Source organism: Serratia sp. AR11, assembly GCF_056376275.1.
This window is the reverse complement of sequence record NZ_CM150739.1, coordinates 4,361,579-4,377,885: the sequence shown is the minus strand read 5'-3', so window position 1 is coordinate 4,377,885 and position 16,307 is coordinate 4,361,579. Positions and strand designations below refer to the sequence as shown.

Here is a 16,307-nt window from a genome sequence, read left to right as displayed (position 1 = left end):
GGGCAGTAGTAATCCATACGCAGCAGAACAGCATCTCGTTATAGTTAGCGCGCGGCGGCAACATCATCGTTTGCCAGCCGGAATGCCCAGCGCTCCTGATTTAACCTTACCGCCGTCCCCTGTTTTTTACCAATACAAACCGCTCGTTAGCTCAGTTGTTGAGCACTGTTTCGCACTATTGGCGTGCCAGACGGCCATGTGACGGGACAAAGTCAGTGTTGCTGCGCCATGGATTGATGTCCAACCCGCCGCGACGGGTGTAGCGCGCATATACCGTCAGGCTTTGCGGCTGACAGTAACGCATCAGGTCGTTAAAGATGCGTTCGACACATTGTTCATGGAATTCATTGTGATGACGGAAAGACACCAGATAACGCAGCAGCGCTTCGCGATCGATCTGCGCACCACGATAAGCAATTTGCACCGAGCCCCAGTCCGGCTGGTTGGTGATCAGGCAATTGGACTTCAACAGATGGCTGACCAACTGTTCTTCCACCTGCAGGGGGCCGGTGGCATTTTGCAGATAATCGGCATTGAACTCGTAGTTATCGATACGAATGTCCTGGTTATCGATGCATTCGCCGTCCAACCGGGCGATCGGGTTGCCTTCCAGCTGATCTACGCGGAACAATGAGACGCTGACCTCGCCCTGAGCGCAGGCAGACAGATCGCGTTGCAAGGTATTGCGCACCGTCTCCCAGTCGCTGAAAGGCGTTTGGTTGAAACTGTTGAGATAAAGTTTGAAGCTCTTGGACTCAATCAGATTGATGCTGTCGGCAGTCAGGCTTATCTCTCCAACTGCCACCTGCGGCAAGCCGTTGTCGTTCAGCCAGGAGAGTTCGTACAGCGTCCAGATATCGGCCCCGTGGAACGGCAGGCTGTCCGGATACAAGCCCAGCGGCTCGCGGTTCATACTGCGCGGTACCGCCTGCAACAGCGTGGCGTCGTAATGGTCGCGATACGCGGTGGCTTTGCCCAGCGTCAGTGCCGACAGGGCGTGATGGTCTTGGTAGGAGGACATCTGCTGTCACCTTGGTAATAGATAGGTACAATGGTTGCCAGTTTACCGTATGCGAGAAAAAATATGGACCATGATGTACCGCACGCCCTGCGTGAATTTACCCAGCGCTATGTTGATCTTTGGCAGCAAGAGCGTGGTCATGCCCCAGCCAGCCAGGATCTGTACGGTGTGCCGTCGCCTTGCCTGGTAGAAAATCGCGATGACGAAGTGCTGTGGTTGCCCCAGCCGTTTACCCCGGCGGCGACGCTGGAAAAGGTAGAGACCGCGCTCGAGCTGCGCTTGCAGCCGGATATCAACCTGTTTTATACCCAGCAGTATGCGGGTGACATGAGCGCCCAGTTTGGTGAGCATCACGTGACTCTGTTGCAGGTATGGAGCGAGGACGACTTTATTCGTCTGCGGGAAAACCTGATCGGTCATCTGGTGACGCAAAAGCGCCTGAAGCTGTCGCCAACGCTGTTCCTGGCAACGACCGAATCAGAAATGACCATGGTCTCGCTGTGTAACGTTAGCGGCAATGTGGTTTTGGAGCAGTTTGGCAGTGATAAACGCACTTTGCTGGCGGCTTCGTTGGGCAATTTCCTCGATGCATTGCGCCCGACGTTGGGTGTTTGAGCCTTTTTGTTCCGAAGTCCGTGTGCGAGATCTCGCACACGGGCTGTGAGAGATCGCTTTTAATTTTTCCCTCGCACTAGCTTAGGTGGGATTTATTGTTATCCAGATCAATTGGTTAGATTTTCTTTAGGATAACTCTTAGTGTTAATTTCCTGTCAGCCGTCCAGTAAGCCCTTGTGAACCCGGGATAATTAAGCGATCTTATGTTCACCGGAAGGGATACGGTGGAGCTGGAAAGCATCAGGATGATGCAGCTTCAGGATGAAGAAGTGGATGCGCTCAGTGAAGAGCGAAGGACGGCGTCAGGAGATGCTCAGGATGTTTCAGGATTGAAACCAGGGACACCTCCAGGATGGAGATTGAGAGCCGGCACAGGATGGTTGGCGGGTCATGAAGACTGAGGAACCGCGTCAGGACGATGCTACAGGACAGAGCCAGGATGGTTTTGGTCAGGATGGCCGCAGGAAAAGTTTTCAAGGATTGAGCAGGGAGCACACTGTGTAGCGGGACTGCTATAAAACGAACCGAGGGCACTGTTAGCGCAGTGCCCTCAACTTTTTATACGGGTTCATGCTTTAAGTATCAATAATACTTAACCCTGCTTACATTCATCTCAGTTATTAACCAATCGCACCCAGCGTATCGCCATCGCTCTGTTTTTTCGGTAACAGGAACAGCGTGGCGTAGATATCCAACAAATAAATAGCCGCCAGCAGGCTGATCGCCGCAGTGAAGGATACCTGTGTCACCAGCGCGCCGATGACCAATGGCCCCAGCCCGCCGACGCCTCGCCCCAGGTTAAACAGAATATTTTGTGCAGTGGCTCGCGCCTGAACCGGGTAGGTATCGGAGATCAATGCGCCGTAGCCCCCAATCATGCCATTAACGAATAACCCCATCAGCGCTCCGGCAAACAGCATCAACGTTGGGTCACTAAGCTGCGCGTAGACAACCACCATGACCACCGCACCAATCTGATAGCAGATAAAAATCTTCCAGCGGCTGAAGCGATCGGCCAACACGCCAAATAGCCAGATGCCAAATGTCATGCCGATCACCGTGACGGCTGTCCACAGGCCGGATTTGGTCAGTGAGAAACCAAAGTTTTTTGCCAGGTAGGTCGGCATCCAAATCATCAGCCCGTAATAACCGAAGTTCTGCACCGAGCACAGAATGAAAATGCCGATGCTGGCCTTGCTGGTGGCCCGGTCTTTGAATAGCAGGCTCAGACGTTGGGCGAATGACAGTTGTGGGCCGCTGTTTTGCTGACGGACGAACTCTTCCGGCTCACCCAGAGTGCGGCGGATCAGGAACGACACCAGCGCCGGTAACAGCCCAACCAGGAACATGCCACGCCAGCCGATATGGGGCAGCAGCAGTGGGGTGAGGAACGCCGCCGCCAGGACGCCAAGCTGCCAGCCCATGCCCACATAGGCCGAGGCGCGATTACGTTTTTCTGCCGGCCAGGCTTCGGCGATCAGCGCCATGCCGATACCGAACTCGCCGCCGAGTCCAATGCCCGCCAGCGTACGGTAGGCGAGTAAATCCCAGTAGCCTTGCGCCAGCGCGCACAGACCGGTAAACAGTGAGAACATCAAAATTGTAATGGTCAGCACCCGGATACGGCCAAAGCGATCGCTGAGGTGGCCGAAGATCACGCCGCCCAGTACCGCGCCGATCAGCGTCCAGGTGACCAGTGAACCGGCAGCGGAGGAGCTTAACCCCATTTCGATACTGATGGCCGGCAGCATAAAGCCGAGGATCAGCAGGTCAAAGCCGTCCATGGCGTAGCCGGTGACTGAAGCCACCATGGCTTTGCCGGGCGTGGCGTGATTTTTTGTCGGTGTGATTGCGGGCATCTGTCTAATCTGTGTGGTTTATTCGGTGAACACATTGTGCCGTGTGGCCGTGCCGCCCACCAGTCCAAATCCATTTCTGCCATCAACTCAGCTGAATTTGGGCTATAAAAAGTAAAATGCTATGCTTTGCCGCCTTTCAGCCGCGCCGCTGAATATCATGGTTTAAACAGATCGGGAATGCAGATGAGTATACAAAATCAGGTTCGCCTTAGTTTGCAGGCGATTGAACAGTCAATGCGAGAGTTGGCGCTGTGGCAAGCTACGCCGCCCGAGCCTGAAGCCTTCGCCAGCCCCGAGCCGTTTTGCGTTGACAGCATGTCGGCCGAAGCCTGGTTGCAATGGGTCTTTCTGCCACGCATGTACGCGTTGCTGGATGCGGGAGCGCCGCTGCCGACGCGTTTTGCCATCACGCCTTATTTCGAAGAGGCGTTGAAAGATAACGACCCCAACTGTATGCCGCTGTTGGTGCTGTTGCAGCGCCTGGATAACATGCTGAATAAAGAGCTGCAATAATGCTTGAGATTCTATATCAGGATGAGCATTTGGTGGCGGTGAACAAGCCTTCCGGGTGGTTGGTACACCGCAGTTGGCTGGATCGCCATGAAACCCGGTTTGTGATGCAAACCGTGCGCGATCAGATTGGCCAGCACGTGTTTACCGTGCATCGCCTCGATCGGCCCACCTCAGGGGTGCTGTTGATGGCGCTGTCCAGTGAGGTGGCACGGTTGCTATCGCAGCAGTTTGAACAGCATCAGATGCAGAAAACCTATCACGCGGTGGTGCGTGGTTACGTGCTGGAGGGTGCGACCATCGACTATCCGCTGACGGAAGAGCTGGACAAAATCGCCGACAAGTTTGCCTCTAAAGACAAAGGCCCGCAGCCGGCGGTCACTCATTACCGGCCGCTGGCGCGGGTAGAAATGCCGGTAGCGATTGGCCGTTACGAAAGCGCGCGCTACAGCCTGGTTGAACTGAAGCCGGAAAATGGCCGCAAGCACCAGCTGCGCCGCCATATGGTGCATATCCGCCATCCGATTATTGGTGACAGCAAACACGGCGACCTGAACCAGAACCGGGGTATGGCCCAGCATTTTGGCTGTCCACGCCTGATGCTGCATGCCAGTCATCTGCAACTGAATCATCCGGTGACCGGCGAGCCGCTGCATCTTTCCGCGCGCTGGGATGAACCCTGGCAGGGAGTCATGTCACAGTTTGGCTGGACAGAGAATCTCCCTGAGCTTGCCAGGGTTGAGTTTCCCCCGGCTAGCGGTCAGGATAACTGATCATTTTCAAAGATATTTAAGGGAGTAGGGGCAATGGCTCAGGTTGGAATCTTCGTGGGAACGGTCTACGGCAACGCATTATTGGTGGCGGAAGAGGCTGAAACTATCCTCAGTGAGCAGGGCCACGAGGTCAAACTGTTTGAAGAAGGCACGCTTGAGGCCTGGCAGTTTTACCGTCAGCACTACGCGCTGGTGATCACTTCAACCACCGGCCAGGGTGATTTGCCGGACAGCATTGCGCCGCTGTTTCACGCTATCCGTGACCAGGTCGGCTACCAGCCGGAGCTGCGCTATGGGCTGATCGCACTGGGTGACAGCAGCTACGACAATTTCTGCGGTGCCGGGCGTGCTTTTGATGCGTTGCTGCAGGAACAAGGCGCCACCCGCGTGGGTGAAGTGTTGGAAATCGATGCGATGGAACAGCCGGAACCGGAAGTGGTTTCTTGCCCGTGGGTTGAGAAGTGGGGCACGCTGCTGAAATAGAATGACCCGCTGCCTGTAGGAGCGAATATATTCGCCCCGATTAATACGGGCGCAGCATGCTGCGCCCCTACAATCTGTAGTCTCAGTGCGCTGAACCCTTACTTACCGCGAGTCAGTTTTTCCAGATCGGATTCGATCTCGGCAATTTTGTGGGAGACCACGCCTTCCAGATGACGCAGGTCATCAAGAATTTTGCGTTTCAGATCGACTTCCACCTGATCGCGCTGGCATAGCTGATCCAATTCATCAATGACGTAGCGAAGGTTCGGGTTAATTTCGTGGATTTCTTTGTAACCCTGGCCGGCGTTGTCAGCGACGACCGTTTTGCGTTGGCGCGGATATTTGAATTTCACGCTCTTGGCAAAGAATTCGCCTTTATCCTTGCGGAAATAAATCTTAAGAATGTCGTTATTGGCCTCCTGACGCAGGCTATAGCGATCGACATCTTCCGGTTGATTAATTCCTAAGCTTTTCAGATTGTCATACATAATAGCGCCACCTTATAAATAGACTATATTCCACGGTCTGGGATTATGGCGAATAACCGCGCCAGAGACTGTGACTGCTCACGTAATGAAGATAAAAAAATGGCGGGTGATTAACCCGCCATGTCTATTTTAGTCGATGGTGCGTAATAACTCATTAATGCCGACTTTACCACGCGTCTTGGCATCGACCTTCTTGACGATGACCGCGCAATACAGGCTGTAAGAGCCATCTTTGGACGGCAGGTTACCGGAAACCACTACCGAACCGGCCGGTACGCGGCCGTAGTGCACTTCGCCGGTTTCACGGTCGTAAATGCGGGTGCTCTGGCCCAGGTACACGCCCATGGAGATCACTGAACCTTCTTCCACGATCACGCCTTCAACCACTTCTGAACGCGCACCGATAAAGCAGTTGTCTTCAATGATGGTCGGGTTGGCCTGCAGTGGCTCCAGTACGCCACCGATGCCGACGCCGCCGGACAGGTGAACGTTTTTGCCGATCTGCGCGCAAGAGCCGACGGTTGCCCAGGTATCCACCATGCTGCCTTCGTCAACGTAGGCACCGATGTTCACGTAGGATGGCATCAGTACGGTATTACGGGCGATGAACGCGCCCTGGCGAACGGTGGCTGGTGGCACCACGCGGAAGCCTTCTTTCTGGAAGCGCGCTTCGTCGTAATCGGCGAATTTCATTGGCACTTTGTCGTAATAACGGGTTTCGGCACCGTCCATCACTTTGTTGTCATTGATGCGGAAAGAAAGCAGCACGGCCTTTTTCAGCCACTGATGCGTTACCCACTGACCGTCAATCTTCTCGGCAACGCGCAGGGCGCCGCTGTCCAGCAGGGCGATCACCTGGTTTACCGCTTCGCGCGTTACGGTGTCTGCGTTCGCCGGGGTGATTTCCGCACGGCGTTCGAAGGCGTTTTCAATAACGTTTTGTAATTGCTGCATGCTGTTCTCTGTCCTGATGTTGTCTACGAAAAGGTTACTTGTATCACATTTTATCGTTTGGATTGAGGGCCTCTGTCAACCGTTGTTCCAACTTTCTGCGCGTTTCCGGGTTAAGGGCGCGTCGATCGCTGTCGGCCAGAATAAATAAATCCTCAACCCGTTCGCCGATAGTGGAGATGCGTGCGCCGTGCAGCGACAGGTTGAGATCGGCGAACACTTCGCCCACCCGAGCCAACAGACCGGGCTGGTCGAGTGCGGTCAGTTCCAGATAGCTGCGACGGTCGGTATGGGTCGGCAGGAAACTGACTTCGGTCGGCACGCTAAAATGACGCAGCTTGGAAGACGGCCTGCGCACCCGCGGCGGCTGATATTCCCGCTGGGTAATGGCCTGCAACAGTGCGTGGCGGATCGCCGTGTGGCGGTCCTGGGCCAGCGGGCTGCCGTCCGGCTCCAGTACGATAAAGGTATCCATTGCCATGCCGTCACGATTAGTGAAGATCTGCGCGTCATGTACGCTCAGGTTACGGCGATCCATCTCCCCGGCCACGGCGGCAAACAGGTAAGGGCGGTCAGGGCTCCAGATGAAAATTTCGGTGCCGCCGCGCGTGGCCTGCCGGCTGACCAGCACCAGCGGTTTGGTGGAGTCATGGGCCAGCAAATGGCGCGCATGCCAGGCCAACTGGTTGGGTGAATGACGCAGGAAGTAATCGGCGCGACAGCGGCTCCAGATGCGGTGCAGCGCCTCCTCGTCGATATTGTCCATGCGCAGCAACGCCAAAGCCTGCAGGCGATGATGACGTACGCGTTCGCGCAGGTCCGGGCTGTTTTGCATGCCGCGGCGCAGCTGTTTTTCGGTGGCAAAATACAGCTCGCGCAACAGGCTCTGTTTCCAACTGTTCCACAGGGTTTCGTTGGTGGCGCAGATATCCGCCACCGTCAGGCAGACCAGATAACGCAGACGGGTTTCGCTCTGCACTTCGGCGCTGAACTGCTGAATAACGGTCGGATCCTGAATGTCGCGGCGTTGGGCGGTCACCGACATCAGCAGATGACAACGCACCAGCCAGGCGACCAGTTGGGCCTCGCGGGAATTCAGCCCATGGACTTCGGCGAACTCCAGCACGTCCTGCGCACCGAGGATCGAATGGTCGCCGCCGCGCCCTTTGGCGATATCGTGGAACAGGGCGGCCAGCAGTAGCAGTTCCGGATTCGGCAGGCGTGGATACAGCTCGACACACAGCGGATGACGCGGCCGCGTTTCGGCATCGGCGAAGCTTTCCAGCTTTTGCAGGACGCGAATGGTGTGTTCGTCGACGGTGTAGGCGTGGAACAGATCGAACTGCATTTGCCCGACGATTTTGCCCCACTGCGGCATATAGGCCCACAGCACGCTGTGGCGGTGCATCGGCACCAACGCCCGGGAGACCGCGCCGGGGTGGCGCAGAATGGCCATAAACAGTTCGCGTGCCTCAGGAATGGTGCAGAGCGGCTGCTTCAAATGGCGGCGCGCATGACGCAGCTGGCGCACTGTGGTGGAATAAATGCCTTTGATTTCGCGGTTGCGTACCATCAGGTAGAACATCCGCATGATGGATTCCGGCTGGCGGATAAACAGCGTTTCATCACGCAGGTCGATCAGATCGCCACGCAGTTGGAAATCGTCGTTCAGCGGACGTGGTTTTTCCGTCGCGTCCAGCGCCAGAATTGCCTCGTCGAACAGCTGCAGCAGCATATGATTCAGCTCGCCGACGCGGCGCGTCATGCGATAAAAATCCTTCATCATGCGTTCAACCGGTTCGTTGCCTTCCCCCTCATAACGCAGTAACTGTGCCACGTTGAGCTGGCGATCGAACAGTAAACGGTTGTCGTAGCGCGGCAGCACCAGGTGCAGTGCGAAGCGGATGCGCCACAGGAAGCTCTGGCATTCGTTCAGCTCGTTGCGCTCGGCCTGAGTGAGAAAGCCGAAGCCGACCATTTCGTCAAGTGATGTGGCGCCAAAGTGACGACGCGCCACCCACAGCAAGGTGTGAATATCGCGCAGGCCACCGGGGCTGCTCTTGATATCCGGTTCCAGGTTGTAGCTGGTACCGTGGTATCGCTGATGGCGTTCCTGCTGCTCAACCACCTTGGCGTGGAAAAATTGCGGGGAGGGCCAGAAACCATCGCTGAAGATATGTTTTTGCATTTGCAGAAACAGTGCGACATCGCCGCAGATCATCCGCGATTCAATCAGGTTGGTGGCGACGGTCAGGTCCGCCAGCCCTTCCAGCAGGCATTCTTCCAGGGTTCGCACACTGTGGCCGACTTCCAGCTTCAGATCCCACAGCAGGGTGATAAATTCCCCCACGCGTTGGGATTGCTGTTCATTCAGGCGGCGCTGGCTGAGCACCAGCACGTCAATGTCCGAGAGCGGGTGCAGCTCGCCACGGCCATAGCCGCCAACGGCAACCAGCGCGGTTTCCGGAATATCCTCGAACCCGTAGAAGACCCACAGACGGCGCAGCAGACGGTCGATAAAGTCGCTGCGGGCCGCCACCAGGCTTTCGGCGCTGGAGCCGGCGTTGAACGCTGCCGCCAGCCATAATTGGAACTGCTCCAGGCGTTGTTTCAGCGCGATGCAGTTAATCTCCTCATCGCCATAGGCGTTGGGATATTCAGGCTGCACCGGTACGGCCTGTGGCGAAATAACCGAGGTGTCTTGTTGGCGAAAGTTTTCAGACATAATACGCAGCCCATAAAAAAGGCCGGCAAAAGCCGGCCTGTGACATCATGCATCGCGGCAAAACGCCGCGGCGCTTACATCTCGTGCGTAATGATGTTGGGGATGGTGTCATCCTTGCGCAACGTCATTATCTCGCAGCCGTTATCCGTGACCACAATAGTATGCTCATACTGCGCCGACAAGCTGCGATCTTTGGTTTTTACCGTCCAGCCGTCTTTCATGGTGCGAATGCGGTAATCACCGGCATTGACCATCGGCTCGATGGTGAAGGCCATACCAGCCTGCAGCACCACGCCGCCGTCGTCAGCGTCATAGTGCAGCACCTGAGGTTCCTCGTGGAACACTTCGCCAATGCCGTGGCCGCAGTACTCGCGAACCACCGAGAAATTCTCGGCCTCGACGAATTTCTGGATCTCTTTGCCCAGCGTGCGCAGGCGGATACCCGGCTTCACCATTTTCAGCGACAGATACAGGCTTTCCTGAGTGATGCGGCACAGGCGCTCGCCCAGAATGGTCGGTTTACCGGCGATGAACATTTTAGAAGTATCACCGTGGAAACCGTCTTTGATGACGGTAACGTCGATATTAACGATGTCGCCGTCTTTCAGGACCTTGTCATCGCTCGGGATGCCGTGGCAGACCACTTCATTCACCGAGATACACACGGATTTCGGGAAACCGTGGTAGCCCAGACAGGCAGAGATCGCCTGCTGCTGGTTGGTGATGTGATCGTGACAGATACGATCGAGTTCGCCGGTGGTCACGCCAGGTTTGACGTGCGGCTCAATGATTTCCAGCACTTCGGCAGCCAGTCGGCCGGCCACGCGCATTTTTTGGATGTCATCAGGTGTTTTAATTGAGATTGCCATGAAATTCGTCCGCAGGTGTCGTGCTCGCCGACAACAGAAAGAAATAAGAAGCAGTCTCTTATGGTATCAGCCCGGCCTGAGGCTGCCAAATTTGATTTCTCGCCGGCCTGCGCCTGGCAACAAAAGTTGGTGTCCTGGGTGGGTTTATGGTATAAAGCGCGCCGGCAGATCCGCACATCTTCCTTGTGATAATGGCGGAATAGGCCGAAAATACTTTAACTGCACTCACTTTGTGTAAATAACACACACGTATCGGCACATCCGCCGGGGTGCCCTGAGGTGATTTATCACCGCCAGGGTCGGCGTTATGGGATACGTGGAGGCATAACCCCAACTAACTCTATAGAGGTTTAATCATGGCAACTGTTTCCATGCGCGACATGCTCCAGGCCGGTGTACACTTTGGTCACCAGACCCGTTACTGGAACCCGAAAATGAAGCCTTTCATCTTCGGCGCACGTAACAAGGTTCACATCATCAACCTGGAAAAAACCGTACCAATGGCCAACGCAGCACTGGCTGAACTGACCAAGATCTCTTCCCGTAAAGGTAAGATCCTGTTCGTTGGTACCAAGCGCGCAGCAAGCGAAGCGGTAAAAGAATATGCTACCGGCTGCGACCAGTTCTTCGTGAACCATCGCTGGTTGGGCGGCATGCTGACTAACTGGAAAACCGTTCGTCAGTCAATCAAGCGTTTGAAAGATCTGGAAATCCAGTCTCAAGATGGCACCTTTGACAAGCTGACCAAGAAAGAGGCGCTGATGCGTACTCGCGAACTGGCCAAGCTGGAAAACTCCCTGGGTGGTATCAAGGACATGGGTGGTCTGCCTGACGCTCTGTTCGTAATCGATGCTGATCACGAACACATCGCGATCAAAGAAGCCAACAACCTGGGTATCCCGGTATTCTCTATCGTTGATACCAACTCCGATCCAGACGGCGTTGACTTCATCATCCCTGGTAACGACGATGCAATCCGTGCAATCAAATTGTACCTGACTGCCGTTGCTGCCGCCGTCCGTGAAGGTCGTTCTCAAGATCTGGCCGTTCAAGCGGAAGAAAGCTTCGTAGAAGCTGAATAATAAGGCAAGCTCGTCACTGAGCCCTTATTAACCAGGTATTGAATATGTTGGTTAGGGGGGCCTTTATAGGCCCCCTTTGCTTATCTGAATGAGAACTGTCTCCACGTGAGATAACCGAGGAAAAAGAAATGGCTGATATTACCGCTGCTCTGGTAAAAGAACTGCGTGAGCGTACTGGCGCTGGCATGATGGATTGTAAAAAAGCTCTGGTTGAGTCTAACGGCGACATCGAGCTGGCAATCGAAAACATGCGTAAATCTGGTGCGATCAAAGCGGCGAAAAAAGCAGGCAACGTAGCTGCTGACGGCGTGATCAAAACCAAGATTGAAGGCAACTACGGTCTGATCCTGGAAGTTAACTGCCAGACTGACTTCGTAGCTAAAGATGCTGGTTTCCAGGCATTCGCTGACAAAGTGCTGGATGCTGCTTTTGCCGGCAAAATCACTGACGTTGAAGTGTTGAAAGCACAGTTCGAAGAAGAACGTGTAGCGCTGGTTGCGAAAATCGGTGAAAACATCAACATCCGTCGCGTTGCTTCCCTGGAAGGCGAAGTGCTGGGTAGCTACCTGCACGGTGCGCGTATCGGCGTTCTGATCGCAGCTACCGGTGCTGACGAAGAGCTGGTTAAGCAAATTGCCATGCACGTTGCGGCAAGCAAGCCTGAATTCGTTAAGCCTGAAGACGTGTCTGCTGAAGTGGTAGAAAAAGAGTACCAGGTTCAGTTGGACATCGCCATGCAGTCTGGCAAGCCGAAAGAAATCGCTGAGAAAATGGTTGAAGGCCGCATGAAGAAATTCACCGGCGAAGTTTCCCTGACCGGTCAGCCTTTCGTTATCGAACCAAGCAAAACCGTTGGCCAGGTGCTGAAAGAGCACAACGCTGACGTGGTTAACTTCATCCGCTTCGAAGTGGGCGAAGGCATCGCTAAAGTTGAGAACGACTTTGCTGCTGAAGTTGCAGCAATGAGCAAGCAGTCTTAATGACTGTTAATGGGGCCGCCGTCTGGCGGTTCCATTTTATCCAGCCAGAATTACACCGGTGGCAAGCCCTGTGGCATGATACACAGCACAGGCGCGTTTCATCGGCTGAAATCCCCAATACTAATACTGCTTCTTAGGACAGATCACCATGGCAACCAATGCAAAACCCGTATATCAGCGTATTCTGCTTAAACTGAGTGGCGAAGCCCTGCAAGGTGCAGAAGGTTTTGGTATCGACGCTAGCGTTTTGGATCGCATGGCTCAGGAAGTTAAAGAGCTGGTCGAACTGGGAATTCAGGTCGGTGTAGTTATTGGCGGCGGTAACCTGTTCCGCGGCGCGGGCCTGGCACAAGCCGGCATGAACCGCGTAGTGGGCGACCACATGGGAATGCTGGCTACCGTGATGAACGGTCTGGCTATGCGTGATGCACTGCACCGTGCCTATGTGAACGCTCGCCTGATGTCGGCAATTCCGTTGAACGGCGTGTGCGACAACTACAGCTGGGCCGAGGCGATCAGCCTGCTGCGTAATAATCGCGTGGTGATCTTCTCCGCCGGTACCGGCAACCCGTTCTTCACTACCGATTCTGCGGCGTGCCTGCGCGGGATCGAGATTGAAGCGGATGTGGTATTGAAAGCGACTAAAGTGGATGGTGTATACTCCGCTGACCCGGTTAAAAATCCGGATGCCACACTGTACGAACATATAACCTATCAGGACGTGTTGGAACGTGAGCTGAAAGTGATGGATCTGGCGGCATTTACGCTGGCTCGCGATCACGGTCTGCCAATCCGCGTATTCAACATGAACAAGCCGGGTGCGCTGCGCCGGGTAGTGATGGGTGAAAACGAAGGCACGCTGATCAGCAAATAAGGCGGGTCTGCCAAATTTAGCGGGAGCGGGTAACGCCAGGCGTAGCGCGCTTTCCTTGAGTAAAATTCACGGGCTATACTGTGGTATGGCCTGCCAAGTATCCAGCTTTCAAGGGTTCGCAACGTGATTAATGAAATCAGAAAAGATGCTGATTCACGCATGGAAAAAAGCGTAGAAGCATTCAAAAACCAAATCAGTAAAATCCGTACCGGCCGCGCTTCTCCGAGCATCCTGGACGGCATCATGGTTGAATATTACGGCGCATCTACGCCGCTGCGTCAGCTGGCTAGCGTGACGGTAGAAGATTCTCGTACGCTGAAAATTAACGTATTTGACCGCTCTATCAGTGCCGCTGTTGAAAAGGCAATCATGAGCTCCGATCTGGGTCTGAACCCATCTTCAGCCGGTAGCGACATCCGTGTTCCACTTCCTGCATTGACCGAAGAGCGCCGTAAAGATCTGATCAAGATCGTGCGTAATGAAGCTGAGCAGGGCCGTGTAGCGGTTCGTAACGTGCGCCGTGATGCCAACGACAAGGTTAAAGCGCTGCTGAAAGACAAAGAAATCAGCGAAGATGAAGATCGTCGTTCACAGGACGACGTTCAGAAGCTGACCGATGCTTACATCAAACTTCTGGATGCCGCTCTGGCGGATAAAGAAAAAGAGCTGATGGAATTCTAATCAGCATCGCGCAGAAAAAAAGCGTCGCCTGGGCGGCGCTTTGTTTTTTGTGGCGCAGATCCCGTTTCATCGTACTGATTGATCATGGACAAGTGGTGGCCAAGGTTACACACTGGAGCACCTCCGATCTCATCAGACAGTTATTCAGAGTGAGCTCATGAAGCAACTGACTATTCTTGGTTCCACCGGCTCAGTGGGGACCAGTACCCTGGCCGTGGTCAGGGAAAATCCCGACCGTTTTGCGATTAAAGCGCTGGTTGCCGGCCGCAATGTCGCGGTCATGGCGCAACAGTGCATCGAATTTCGCCCGGCCTATGCCGCGATGGCGGACGAAGGCGCTGCGCGTGAACTGCGTATTCTGCTGGCGGAAAACGGTATTGCCACCGAGGTGATGGCGGGCGAGCAGGCGGCCTGTGAGTTGGCGGCATTGGACGACGTCGACCAGGTCACGGCAGCCATTGTGGGCGCTGCCGGACTGCTGCCAACGCTGGCGGCAATTCGTGCCGGCAAGCAGGTGCTGCTGGCGAACAAAGAGTCGCTGGTCACCTGCGGGCGTCTGTTTATGGACGCGGTGCAACAGAGCAAGACGCAGTTACTGCCGCTCGACAGCGAACATAACGCCATTTTTCAGAGTTTGCCTGAGAGCATTCAGCGTCAGTTGGGATACTCTTCATTAGAGAGTCATGGTGTGTCGCGCATCGTGCTTACCGGTTCCGGCGGCCCGTTCCGCACTACGCCGCTGGAGCAGTTCACCACGATGACGCCGGATCAGGCCTGTGCCCATCCCAATTGGTCGATGGGGCGCAAGATCTCGGTGGACTCCGCCACCATGATGAACAAAGGACTGGAATATATTGAGGCCCGCTGGCTGTTTAACGCCTCGGCCGAGCAAATGGAAGTGATTCTGCATCCGCAGTCGGTGATCCACTCGATGGTTCGTTACACCGATGGCAGCGTACTGGCCCAGTTGGGCACGCCGGATATGCGTACGCCGATCGCCCATGCGATGGCTTATCCTCAGCGCGTTAATTCTGGTGTGGAAGCGCTGGATTTCTGCCGCATCGGCTCGCTGACCTTTGCCGAGCCTGAACGGGAACGCTATCCCTGCCTGTATCTGGCCATTGAGGCCTTTGATGCCGGTCAGGCGGCGACTACCGCGCTGAACGCGGCTAACGAAGTGGCCGTGGCGGCTTTCCTGCAGGAGCAGATTCGCTTTACCGATATTGCGGCAGTGAACCAAAAAGTAGTCGAACGGCTGTCACTGCAGGAACCGTCCTGCATTGATGCGGTCTTAGAAATAGATCGCCAGGCGCGTGAGGTTGCGGTTGGATTGGTTAAATCACTGCATAACTGATACCGGCAATTGTCCTATTTTGTTCGCAAATTACGCGTGCCGCAGTGGGGCCGTTTGTTCAGGCCTTGCTGAGGTGGTATAGTCTGCGCCACCTTTCAGCGGTTATACCGTTGAATTATGGCCTGATTGACATCTCGAATGCCGATAGTACAGCGCAGATTACCGGCTGTCGCAAGGCAGTCTGAAAAGCCGTGTCGGGCACACGGCTTTTTTTGCGCGTAAGGGCCTGATGTTCCGGAAGGGCAGTTGTATTTCTATTGAGGAAATAAGTACGAGTTATGTCGTCCGCAAATCAACAAGAGGCTAATCTGTCCACTCTGGGGCCACGACATGTCGCCATTATTATGGACGGCAACGGGCGCTGGGCTAAACGTCAGGGTAAGTTACGTGTCTTCGGTCATAAAGCAGGGGTGAAATCGGTGCGTCGCGCGGTCAGTTTTGCCGCCAACAACCATTTAGATGCGCTCACGCTTTATGCCTTCAGCAGCGAGAACTGGAATCGTCCAGTGCAGGAAGTTTCCGCTTTGATGGAGCTTTTCGTCCGCGCCTTGGACAGTGAAGTAAAAAGCCTGCATAAACATAACGTCAGACTGCGAGTGATCGGTGATATCAGCCGTTTCAGCACGCGCTTGCAGGAGCGGATCCGTCGCTCCGAGCAACTGACAGAAAATAACGATGGCCTGACGCTCAACATTGCTGCCAACTATGGCGGCCGTTGGGATATTATTCAGGGAGTAAGGGAACTGGCTGAGCAGGTGAAGGACGGTTCACTGCGTCCGGATCAAATCAGCGAAGAGTTACTGGGTGAGCGGATCTGCATGAACGATCTGTCGCCGGTGGATTTGGTGATCCGTACCGGTGGCGAACATCGCATCAGTAACTTCTTGCTGTGGCAAATTGCTTATGCCGAACTTTACTTTACTGATGTACTCTGGCCTGATTTTGATGAACTTGTCTTTGAAGGTGCGCTGAATGCATTTGCACAACGCGAGCGTCGCTTCGGGGGAACAACACCTATCGGCGCCAATGCGTCCTAGGGGGA

The 16,307-nt window shown here is 54.9% G+C and carries 16 protein-coding genes; 10 read left to right on the top strand and 6 right to left on the bottom strand.

Features of this window, described 5'->3' with window-relative positions; translation table 11 throughout:
• Nucleotides 1-175: 175 nt before the first annotated feature.
• Nucleotides 176-1,021 (bottom strand): NADPH-dependent 7-cyano-7-deazaguanine reductase QueF, encoded by an 846-nt coding sequence (gene queF, locus ACSOSI_RS20670; protein ID WP_476706065.1) that lies wholly within the window; start codon nt 1,019-1,021, stop codon nt 176-178.
• A 63-nt stretch (nt 1,022-1,084) separates the two neighbouring features.
• On the opposite strand from queF, the gene syd reads away from it, so the two are divergent.
• Nucleotides 1,085-1,636: a SecY-interacting protein gene (gene syd / locus ACSOSI_RS20665; protein ID WP_476706064.1), complete on the top strand. Its 552-nt coding sequence runs from the start codon at nt 1,085-1,087 to the stop codon at nt 1,634-1,636.
• 620 nt (nt 1,637-2,256) lie between these two features.
• On the opposite strand, the gene ACSOSI_RS20660 is transcribed toward syd, so the two are convergent.
• Nucleotides 2,257-3,495, bottom strand: coding sequence for an MFS transporter (locus ACSOSI_RS20660; protein WP_012146501.1), 1,239 nt, complete (start codon nt 3,493-3,495; stop codon nt 2,257-2,259).
• A gap of 183 nt (nt 3,496-3,678) precedes the next feature.
• Between ACSOSI_RS20660 and ACSOSI_RS20655 the strand changes: the two genes are divergently transcribed.
• The 3 genes from ACSOSI_RS20655 to ACSOSI_RS20645 are packed head-to-tail and all read left to right on the top strand — an operon-like array spanning nt 3,679 to nt 5,261.
• Nucleotides 3,679-4,008, top strand: a complete 330-nt coding sequence (locus ACSOSI_RS20655; RefSeq protein WP_012146500.1) for a YqcC family protein — start codon at nt 3,679-3,681, stop codon at nt 4,006-4,008.
• Nucleotides 4,008-4,778, top strand: a complete 771-nt coding sequence (truC, locus tag ACSOSI_RS20650; protein ID WP_012146499.1) for a tRNA pseudouridine(65) synthase TruC — start codon at nt 4,008-4,010, stop codon at nt 4,776-4,778. The genes ACSOSI_RS20655 and truC overlap by 1 nt, the downstream gene beginning before the upstream one ends.
• A gap of 33 nt (nt 4,779-4,811) precedes the next feature.
• A complete protein-coding gene (locus ACSOSI_RS20645; RefSeq protein ID WP_017893795.1) occupies nt 4,812-5,261 on the top strand; it encodes a flavodoxin in 450 nt (149 codons plus the stop codon).
• Nucleotides 5,262-5,359: 98 nt separating this feature from the next.
• Here the strand turns inward: ACSOSI_RS20645 and ACSOSI_RS20640 are convergent, their stop codons facing one another.
• The 4 genes from ACSOSI_RS20640 to map form a co-directional block, all read right to left on the bottom strand.
• Complete coding sequence (locus ACSOSI_RS20640; RefSeq protein ID WP_006318690.1) at nt 5,360-5,749, bottom strand: DUF3461 family protein; 390 nt, start codon at nt 5,747-5,749, stop codon at nt 5,360-5,362.
• Between the two features lie 129 nt (nt 5,750-5,878).
• Entirely contained in the window at nt 5,879-6,703 is an 825-nt protein-coding gene (dapD, locus tag ACSOSI_RS20635; protein WP_012146497.1) for a 2,3,4,5-tetrahydropyridine-2,6-dicarboxylate N-succinyltransferase, read from the bottom strand.
• A 43-nt stretch (nt 6,704-6,746) separates the two neighbouring features.
• Nucleotides 6,747-9,425: a bifunctional uridylyltransferase/uridylyl-removing protein GlnD gene (glnD, locus tag ACSOSI_RS20630; protein WP_012146496.1), complete on the bottom strand. Its 2,679-nt coding sequence runs from the start codon at nt 9,423-9,425 to the stop codon at nt 6,747-6,749.
• A gap of 74 nt (nt 9,426-9,499) precedes the next feature.
• Nucleotides 9,500-10,294, bottom strand: coding sequence for a type I methionyl aminopeptidase (gene map, locus ACSOSI_RS20625; protein WP_012146495.1), 795 nt, complete (start codon nt 10,292-10,294; stop codon nt 9,500-9,502).
• Between the two features lie 356 nt (nt 10,295-10,650).
• Here map and rpsB point away from each other — a divergent pair, with 356 nt between their 5' ends.
• The 6 genes from rpsB to ispU all read left to right on the top strand — a co-directional run bounded on the left by rpsB (nt 10,651) and on the right by ispU (nt 16,302).
• Nucleotides 10,651-11,376, top strand: coding sequence for a 30S ribosomal protein S2 (rpsB, locus tag ACSOSI_RS20620; RefSeq protein ID WP_012146494.1), 726 nt, complete (start codon nt 10,651-10,653; stop codon nt 11,374-11,376).
• A 128-nt stretch (nt 11,377-11,504) separates the two neighbouring features.
• Nucleotides 11,505-12,356 (top strand): translation elongation factor Ts, encoded by an 852-nt coding sequence (gene tsf, locus ACSOSI_RS20615; protein WP_012146493.1) that lies wholly within the window; start codon nt 11,505-11,507, stop codon nt 12,354-12,356.
• Between the two features lie 148 nt (nt 12,357-12,504).
• Entirely contained in the window at nt 12,505-13,230 is a 726-nt protein-coding gene (gene pyrH, locus ACSOSI_RS20610; protein ID WP_004952223.1) for a UMP kinase, read from the top strand.
• 123 nt (nt 13,231-13,353) lie between these two features.
• Nucleotides 13,354-13,911 (top strand): ribosome recycling factor, encoded by a 558-nt coding sequence (frr, locus tag ACSOSI_RS20605; RefSeq protein ID WP_012146492.1) that lies wholly within the window; start codon nt 13,354-13,356, stop codon nt 13,909-13,911.
• Nucleotides 13,912-14,068: 157 nt separating this feature from the next.
• Nucleotides 14,069-15,265 (top strand): 1-deoxy-D-xylulose-5-phosphate reductoisomerase, encoded by a 1,197-nt coding sequence (gene ispC, locus ACSOSI_RS20600; protein ID WP_115183939.1) that lies wholly within the window; start codon nt 14,069-14,071, stop codon nt 15,263-15,265.
• Nucleotides 15,266-15,543: 278 nt separating this feature from the next.
• Nucleotides 15,544-16,302, top strand: a complete 759-nt coding sequence (gene ispU / locus ACSOSI_RS20595) for a (2E,6E)-farnesyl-diphosphate-specific ditrans,polycis-undecaprenyl-diphosphate synthase (RefSeq protein ID WP_012146490.1) — start codon at nt 15,544-15,546, stop codon at nt 16,300-16,302.
• Nucleotides 16,303-16,307: the final 5 nt, after the last annotated feature.